Here is a 7,194-nt window from a genome sequence, read left to right on the forward strand (position 1 = left end):
GGCAGGAGATGGCGACCGCCGTGCAGTACGGCTTGAACATCATCTTCATCGTGGTCAACAACGGCATGTACGGCAGCATCCGCATGCACCAGGAAAAGCACTATCCGGAACGCGTGCATGGCACCGACCTGGTGAATCCGGATTTCGCGGTGCTGGCGCAGGCGTACGGCATTGCCGGCGAGCGCGTCGAGCGCACCGAGGATTTCCCGGCAGCCTTTGCCCGCGCACGTGCCGCCGGCCGCCCGGCATTGATCGAACTGCGCACCGACCCGGAAGTCGTGTCGCCGCGCGCCACCGTCGCGTCACTGCGCAAGCAGGCCGCACACTAAGGAACATCATGGACGCCACCAACTTCTCCACGCTGTCCGCGGCCCTCGACTGGCACAAGGCGGGTCATCGCGTCGCGCTCGTCACTGTCGTTGCCACCTGGGGTTCGTCGCCGCGTCCGGTCGGCGCGATGATGTGCATACGCGATGACGGCCAGGTGGCGGGGTCGGTGTCCGGTGGTTGTGTCGAGGACGACCTGATAGACCGCATCCGCCGCGAGGGTATGCCGGCGCGGACAGGCACCGCGACCTATGGCGTGACGAAGGAAGAGGCCGCACGTTTCGGGTTGCCGTGCGGTGGCACGCTGCGCCTTGTGGTGGAACCGGTGGATGATGCCGGCTGGATCGACGAGGTGCTGCGCAGGATCACGCGGCACGAACTGGCGGTGCGCGAAGTGGACATGGAAAGCGGTGCGCACTCGATCGCGATCGCTGCCGGCAATGAAGTGTGCGCGCTGGAGGAGGGGACGTTCCGTATGGTATTCGGCCCGCGCTGGCGCCTGCTGCTGATCGGTGCCGGGCAGACGTCGGCACTGGCGGCGGAAATCGCCAAGACGCTCGACTTCCACGTGATCGTCTGCGACCCGCGCGAAGAGTTTTTCCGCACCTGGTCGGTGCCGCAGACCGACTTGCTGACCATCATGCCCGACGATGCAGTGCTCGCACTTGAACCCGATCCGCGTACCGCGATCGTGGCGCTGACGCACGACCCCAAGCTGGATGACATGGCGTTGCTGGAGGCGTTGAAATCGCCGGCGTTCTATGTCGGCGCGCTTGGTTCGAAGGCGAATACGGAGAAGCGTCGCGAGCGGCTGGCGTTGTTCGACCTGGCGCCGGGAGAGATTGACCGCTTGCACGGGCCGGTGGGTTTGCGCATCGGCAGCCGCACGCCGGCGGAGATTGCGGTGTCGGTGATGGCGGAGATTATCAGTGTGCGCAGCAGGATGGCCGCGATGGCGGAGCGCACTGAGGCGTGTATCACGTAAAGAAAGCGCGGCGGGTTTCGCCGCGCTCTACCCCGGCGGCCCCACCCACCCTGCGGTTCGTCATGCCACTTCCGTCGCATCCTGCGTCTTCGTCCTCATCCGCATCTGCTCCGTCAGCATCGCAATGAACGCACTGGTCGCCGAGTTCAGCGGCCGTCTCGGATGCGACACCGCCACCACCTGGCGGATCAAGCGCGGCGACACGATCGAATGGGCGCGCAAACGGCCTTCGGTCAATCCCCGGTGCACCGCGATATGCGGCAGGATGGTCGCCAGCTGCGTCTGCTCCACCAGCTTCACCGTCGTCACCAGCGAATCGATTTCAAATTTCGGCGCCAGGTCCACATCCTCGTGCTGCGCGAAGCTGTCGATGATGCCGCGCAAACCGTGTTCGCGCGTCGGCAGCACCAGCGTCAGCCCGAGCGAGGAAATCTGCCGCAGCGTCAGCCGCTGGGGCAGGGCGGCCGCATAGCCGGCGCTGGTGATGAGCACCATTTCCTCGTCGACTATGTGTTCCACATTAAGGGCGAGCTGGCGGCGCGGCTTGTTGATGATCGCGGCGTCGATCTGCCCGCCGGCGACCCAGTCGCTGAGCGTGGCGCTGTAACCGTCCGCCACGCGCACGTCGACATTCGGATACTTGATCGAAAACGCAGTCAGCGTTTCCGCGAGTACGCCTTCGGTGATCGACGCGATCAGGCCGATGTTCACATGGCCGCTGATCTCGCCGTCGGTGCTCATCAGTTGCGTGCGCGCATGCGTGAAGTCGCGCATGATCGGCAGGAACAGCCGGTACATCTGTCGCGCCGCCGCCGTCGGAACCATGCCTTGCTTGGTGCGCTCGAACAATTGCTGGCCGACCTCGTCTTCCAGCTTCGCGATCTGCATGCTCAGCGCAGGCTGGACGATGTTCAGGCGATGCGCGGCGCGCGTGACCGTGCCTTCCTCGAAGAGGCAGATGAAGTACTGGACCTGGCGGAATTCCATGTTGGACGTCCTGATAAAGTAATGCGGTCAGTATCACTTGGATTGATGTGTAGATCAACTCAATTCGACTTCTATTCCGCAAGCGCCTCACGCTGGTTATCGCTTCGTTCCGGCAATAAATCACTTTTGCTGATATTCTCAATCATTAAATATTATTTGATCTGATGTAGGGCGCTTCATATACTTTTCTTCATCAGAGAACGAGGAAGACAAACGTGCAGGCCGATGCAATAACGAGATCCGAACCCGCATTGAAAGTGCGCGACGTGACGGCCTACGCGACATCCTTTCCGGTGCCGCCGCAGGACCGGGTCACGCTCGGTGTCGGGCGCGCGATCAAGCGTGATGCGGTGGTGGTCAAGGTCACGACCGAATGCGGCCTGACCGGTTGGGGCGAATCGCATCATGGGCGCGCGCATTCCACCATCGCCCACTTCATCAACAATTCGCTGCGCCCCTTCGTGGTCGGCCGTGATGCCACCGATGTGACCGGCATCTGGAAAACCGTCTACGACCGCCAGCTGTCGAGCATGGGCCTCGGCGCCGCGTGTGCGATGGCGATGAGCGGTGTCGACATGGCGCTGTGGGATATTTGCGCGCGAGCCGCCGGCTGGCCGCTGTACCGCCTGCTGGGCGGCGGCGCGAACCCCGTCCCCGCCTACGCGGGCGGCGTGGCGCTCGGCTGGCAGGAGCCGTCCGAACTGGTCGAGGAAGCGCAGCGCCAATGCGAAAAGGGTTACCGCGCGCTCAAACTGCGGCTGGGTGACAGCAGCACGCGCGACATTGCGCGCGTGCGCGCGGTGCGCGAGGCGCTCGGCACAGACCGTGTAATCCTCGGCGATGCGAATACCGCGTACTCGCTCGACACCGCGCGCGCCGTCATCCCGGTGCTCGACGAATGCAATGTCGGCTGGCTGGAAGAGCCGTTTCCGCCCCACGATTACCGGTCATACGAAATTGCGCGCAGCTTCGGGCGCGTGCCGTTCGCGGCCGGCGAAAACCATTACACGCGCTTCGAATTCAACCACCTGATCGACGGCCGCTCCGTCACCGTGATCCAGCCCGACCTGTCCAAGGCGGGCGGCATCACCGAAGTGTTGCGCATCGCGGCGATGGCGTCGGCGCACAAGCTGCGCATCCACCTGCACACATCGATGACCGGCATTAACATGGCGGCCACGGTGCATGTGCTGGCCGCGATCGAGAACAGCGGTTATTTCGAAGCGGATGTGTCGAAGAACAACCGCTTCCGCGACGAGCTGGTGTCCTCGCCGTTCACCTTGCGCGCGGACGGCACGGTGCTGCCGCTCGAACGTCCGGGCATCGGCGTCGAGGTCGGCGAGAAATTCCTGCTGGCCCATCCTGCGATCGAGGGACCGGCCTACGTTTGAACCATTCGAAAATGACACGGAGACACGCATGACCAGAGCAGTCAAGATCCTTTCCGCCGCCATCGCCGGCGCCGCCCTTATCTGCGGCGCCGCGCAGGCGCAGGCCCAGGCTTATCCGAACAAGCCGATCCGTATCGTCGTTCCCTACACGCCGGGTGGATTCAACGACACCATGGCGCGCGTGGTCGGCAAGAAGCTGCAGGATGCGTGGGGACAACCTGTGATCGTCGACAACCGCCCGGGCGGCGGCACGATCATCGGCACCGAGCATGTCGCCAAGTCGGCGCCGGACGGCTATACGCTGCTGGTGGTCGGCTTTCCTCTGCCGGTCAACCAGTACCTGTTCAAGAAGCTGCCGTACGACACCGCAAAGGACATCGCGCCCATCGTCCTCGGCGGCCAGTCACCGAGCGTCATGGTGGTCAATGCCTCTTCGCAGTACAAGACGGCGAAGGACGTGGTGGCCGCGGCCAAGGCGGCCCCGGGCAAGCTCAATTACGGCTCGTCGGGCAACGGCACGTCCAACCACCTGATCATGGCCTACTTCATGAACTCCGCTGGCATCGACATGACGCAGGTCCCGTACAAGGGCAGCGCACCGATGGTCACCGCCTTGCTGGGTAATGAGGTCGACGTCAACTTCGACAACCTGCCGCACGTGCAGCCGCATGTGAAGGCCGGCAAGATGCGCGCGCTCGCCATCACCAGCGCGAAGCGCTCGCCGCTGGCGCCGAATGTGCCGACGGTGGCCGAACTCGGCTGGCCCGGATTCGAAGTGCAGGTCTTCTACGGCTTCGCCGCACCCGCACGCACGCCGCCCGAGATCGTCAACAAGCTCAATGCCGAGATCAACAAGATCCTCGCGATGGATGACGTCAAAAAGACCTTCCTTGATGCCGGCGTCGAACCGTTGGGCGGCAGCGTGCAGCAGTTCAACACCTTCTTCCAGGAGCAATCCGACAAGTGGAACAAGGTGATCCGTGAAGCGAAGATCCAGCCGGAATGAGGTCCGCAGTACGACCGCCGGCGTACCGGTGCCCGGGGCGCACCCTACGAACTTGCGATAAAGGATCGTAGGGTGCGCCGCGCGCACCATTGCAACCGCAAAGGCACACCCATCACGCCGCCAACGCCACCGGCTCCCGCGCCGCCAGCAAACCCACCGCCTGCTCCACCGCCAGTTCGATCCGCTTGTGAGCCTGTTCCGCCCCCTCGGCCAGCGCGTAGTTCACAAAATCCGAATCCTTGATATACACCCCGGCCGGCACCGTCACCGTCTCGAAGAAGCTCGCGAGCGGACGGAACTGGTGCTCGATCACGAGCGCATGCCGGTCGCTGCCGCCGGTGGCGGTCAGCAGCGTGACCTTCCCTTTCAGCGCCGCTGGGTCAAGCAGGTCGAGGAAGTGCTTCAGCAAGCCGCTGTATGAACCCTTGTAGGTCGGCGAGCCAAGGATCACGAGGTCGGCTTCCGCGATCTGCTTGTGGGCGCGCGTGATGGAAGCGGGGATGCTGGAGAAGGACACCGCATCGCCGAGTTCGCCGGCAAGGTCGGCGATGTCGATCACGCTGATGCGCGCAGGCACGTGCTGGGCCACCTGCTCGGCAATATGTTCAACCAGCGAGCGCGTGCGGGAGGGTTTGCTGAGGCTGCCGGTGAGGGCGACGATCTTTTTCATGGTTATCCAGTTCGGGTTCATTGATTGGCAGTGATCACCGCCAGCCGAGTGACGCCGGCACGCTCGATGACGGCCATCACCCTGGCCACTGCGCGATAGGGCACTTCCTGGTCGGCCTGCAGGTGCAGGGTCAGCTCCGGGTTGTCCTTGCGCAGCGCGGCCAATTCGGCTTCGAGTGCTTCGGGTGTGATTTCCCTGCGATCGATGTACACCTGCGACTTCGCATCGACCGTGACGCTGACCGGCTTCTTCAGCTCGGGTGCATGGGTCGCCGCGGTCTTGGGCAGGTTAACCTTGATGGCGTTGGTCATCAGCGGCGCGGTGACGATGAACGCCACCAGCAGCACGAGCATGACGTCGACCAGCGGCGTGATGTTGATTTCGCTGAGGACGTCGCCGCCGTCCCCTTGTGTGGAAAAGGCCATTACGCGAATGCCTCCTTGCCGGTTGCCGCAGGTGCGTCTGCGCGCACCTGGGCCGGCTGGCGCTCGATGCGGAAGGAAGCGCGCTGCGCGATGTTGATGAAGTCGGCTGCGAAGTCGTCGAGGTCGGCCCAGACCAGCTTCAGCCGGCGCGTGAAGAAGTTGAACGCGAGCACCGCAGGCACCGCGACCGCGATACCGACGCCGGTGGCGACCAGCGCTTCGCCGATCGGGCCGGCGACGACATCGAGGCTGGCGGAACCGGTGCGGCTGATGTCGGTCATCGCATTCATGATGCCCCACACCGTGCCGAACAGGCCGACGAAGGGCGCCGTGCTGCCGATGCTGGCGAGGACGGCGAGGCCGCTTTCGAGCGAGCGGCGTTCCTTGTGGATCTGCTGGCGCAGGTGGCGTTCCAGCAGTTCCTGGCGGTCGCCGGAATGTTCGAGGTCGTGCGTGTTGGCGGCGTCATGCAAGGCGTCGAAACCGGCGTTGGCGAGGCGGGCGGCAGGGCCGACCGCGTGTTCGCCGAGGTTGGCCGCCGCCTGCAGGTCTTTGGCGCTCCAGAACAGTTTCAGGTAACGCTTGTTCTGCCCGGACAGGCGCAGGTGCTGGATCGCTTTCACGAGGATCAGCGTCCAGGTGGCGACGGAGAATGCGACCAGCGACCACAGCGTGCCGTCGACAATGAGGGTGGTGTTAATGAGAGACATCTTCAGGACCTTTCCAGTTTGAATTCGACAGGGACAGTGGCCCATCCATCGATGGGCGTCTGGCCGCGGCGGGCGGGAGCGAATGTCCAGCCCTGCACGGCGGCGAGAGCGGCTTCGTCCAGCATCTTGCGGCCGCTGCTGGTTTGCAGTTCGACCGAGGCAGCCTTGCCGGATGCAAGCACGCGCACCTTGAGGACCACCTTGCCTTCCAGCCCGAGGCGCTGCGCCTGCGCTGGATAAGGCGGTGGCGGATTGTGCAGGTAGGCGGCGTAGGCGGACGCCTGCGTCACGGTTTCCTGCGGCTCCTGGGCCTGCACCGGCGGCGCGGGCGGAAGGGTGACGGCGGGCGCGGAATTGGGGGCAGCGGCTTCCACCTTCGGCACCGGTGCCGGTGCGGCTTGCGGTTGCGGCTGGGGCACGACGCGCGGGAGCGATTTCGGCGGCGGCAGCTTCTGTGCTTTCGGCGGTTCGGGCTGCTTTTCGGGCGGCTTCGGCGGTTCCGGTTCTTTCGGCTTCACCAGTTCGACCACCACTTGCGGTTTGGCCGCTTGCACTGGCGACGACGCATCCCAGTGACTTGCAACCACCGTATGCAGCATGGCGACGGCCACGGCGAGCCCGATGATGCCAGCATGCTCGCGCAGCCTGCCGGGCGCATCTGTAGCGGGCGCGGCGACGATGATGGGGGCCGGG

9 protein-coding genes are annotated in these 7,194 nt (G+C 64.5%); 4 read left to right on the forward strand and 5 right to left on the reverse strand.

The window, feature by feature from the left end; genetic code table 11:
* A partial coding sequence (locus tag AYR66_RS28370) for a thiamine pyrophosphate-dependent enzyme (RefSeq protein ID WP_234814886.1) occupies nt 1–329 on the forward strand: 329 nt, incomplete at its 5' end.
* 8 nt (nt 330–337) lie between these two features.
* On the forward strand, nt 338–1,312 hold the full coding sequence (locus AYR66_RS28375) for an XdhC family protein (protein ID WP_141104233.1): 975 nt from the start codon (nt 338–340) through the stop codon (nt 1,310–1,312).
* 60 nt (nt 1,313–1,372) lie between these two features.
* On the opposite strand, the gene AYR66_RS12135 is transcribed toward AYR66_RS28375, so the two are convergent.
* Entirely contained in the window at nt 1,373–2,299 is a 927-nt protein-coding gene (locus AYR66_RS12135) for a LysR family transcriptional regulator (protein WP_088707687.1), read from the reverse strand.
* 215 nt (nt 2,300–2,514) lie between these two features.
* Between AYR66_RS12135 and AYR66_RS12140 the strand changes: the two genes are divergently transcribed.
* Entirely contained in the window at nt 2,515–3,690 is a 1,176-nt protein-coding gene (locus tag AYR66_RS12140; protein ID WP_234814887.1) for a mandelate racemase/muconate lactonizing enzyme family protein, read from the forward strand.
* Between the two features lie 28 nt (nt 3,691–3,718).
* Entirely contained in the window at nt 3,719–4,696 is a 978-nt protein-coding gene (locus AYR66_RS12145; protein WP_088707688.1) for a tripartite tricarboxylate transporter substrate binding protein, read from the forward strand.
* Nucleotides 4,697–4,808: 112 nt separating this feature from the next.
* On the opposite strand, the gene AYR66_RS12150 is transcribed toward AYR66_RS12145, so the two are convergent.
* The 4 genes from AYR66_RS12150 to AYR66_RS12165 all read right to left on the reverse strand — a co-directional run.
* Nucleotides 4,809–5,366, reverse strand: coding sequence for an NAD(P)H-dependent oxidoreductase (locus AYR66_RS12150; RefSeq protein WP_088707689.1), 558 nt, complete (start codon nt 5,364–5,366; stop codon nt 4,809–4,811).
* Nucleotides 5,367–5,383: 17 nt separating this feature from the next.
* Nucleotides 5,384–5,791, reverse strand: a complete 408-nt coding sequence (locus AYR66_RS12155) for an ExbD/TolR family protein (RefSeq protein ID WP_088707690.1) — start codon at nt 5,789–5,791, stop codon at nt 5,384–5,386.
* Entirely contained in the window at nt 5,791–6,501 is a 711-nt protein-coding gene (locus AYR66_RS12160; RefSeq protein WP_088707691.1) for a MotA/TolQ/ExbB proton channel family protein, read from the reverse strand. The genes AYR66_RS12155 and AYR66_RS12160 overlap by 1 nt, the downstream gene beginning before the upstream one ends.
* 2 nt (nt 6,502–6,503) lie before the next feature.
* The coding region (locus AYR66_RS12165; protein WP_141104234.1) for an energy transducer TonB at nt 6,504–7,194 on the reverse strand (691 nt) is incomplete at its 5' end.

Origin of the sequence: Noviherbaspirillum denitrificans, assembly GCF_002211445.1 — a bacterium.
Classification (GTDB): Bacteria; Pseudomonadota; Gammaproteobacteria; order Burkholderiales; family Burkholderiaceae_D; genus Noviherbaspirillum; species Noviherbaspirillum denitrificans.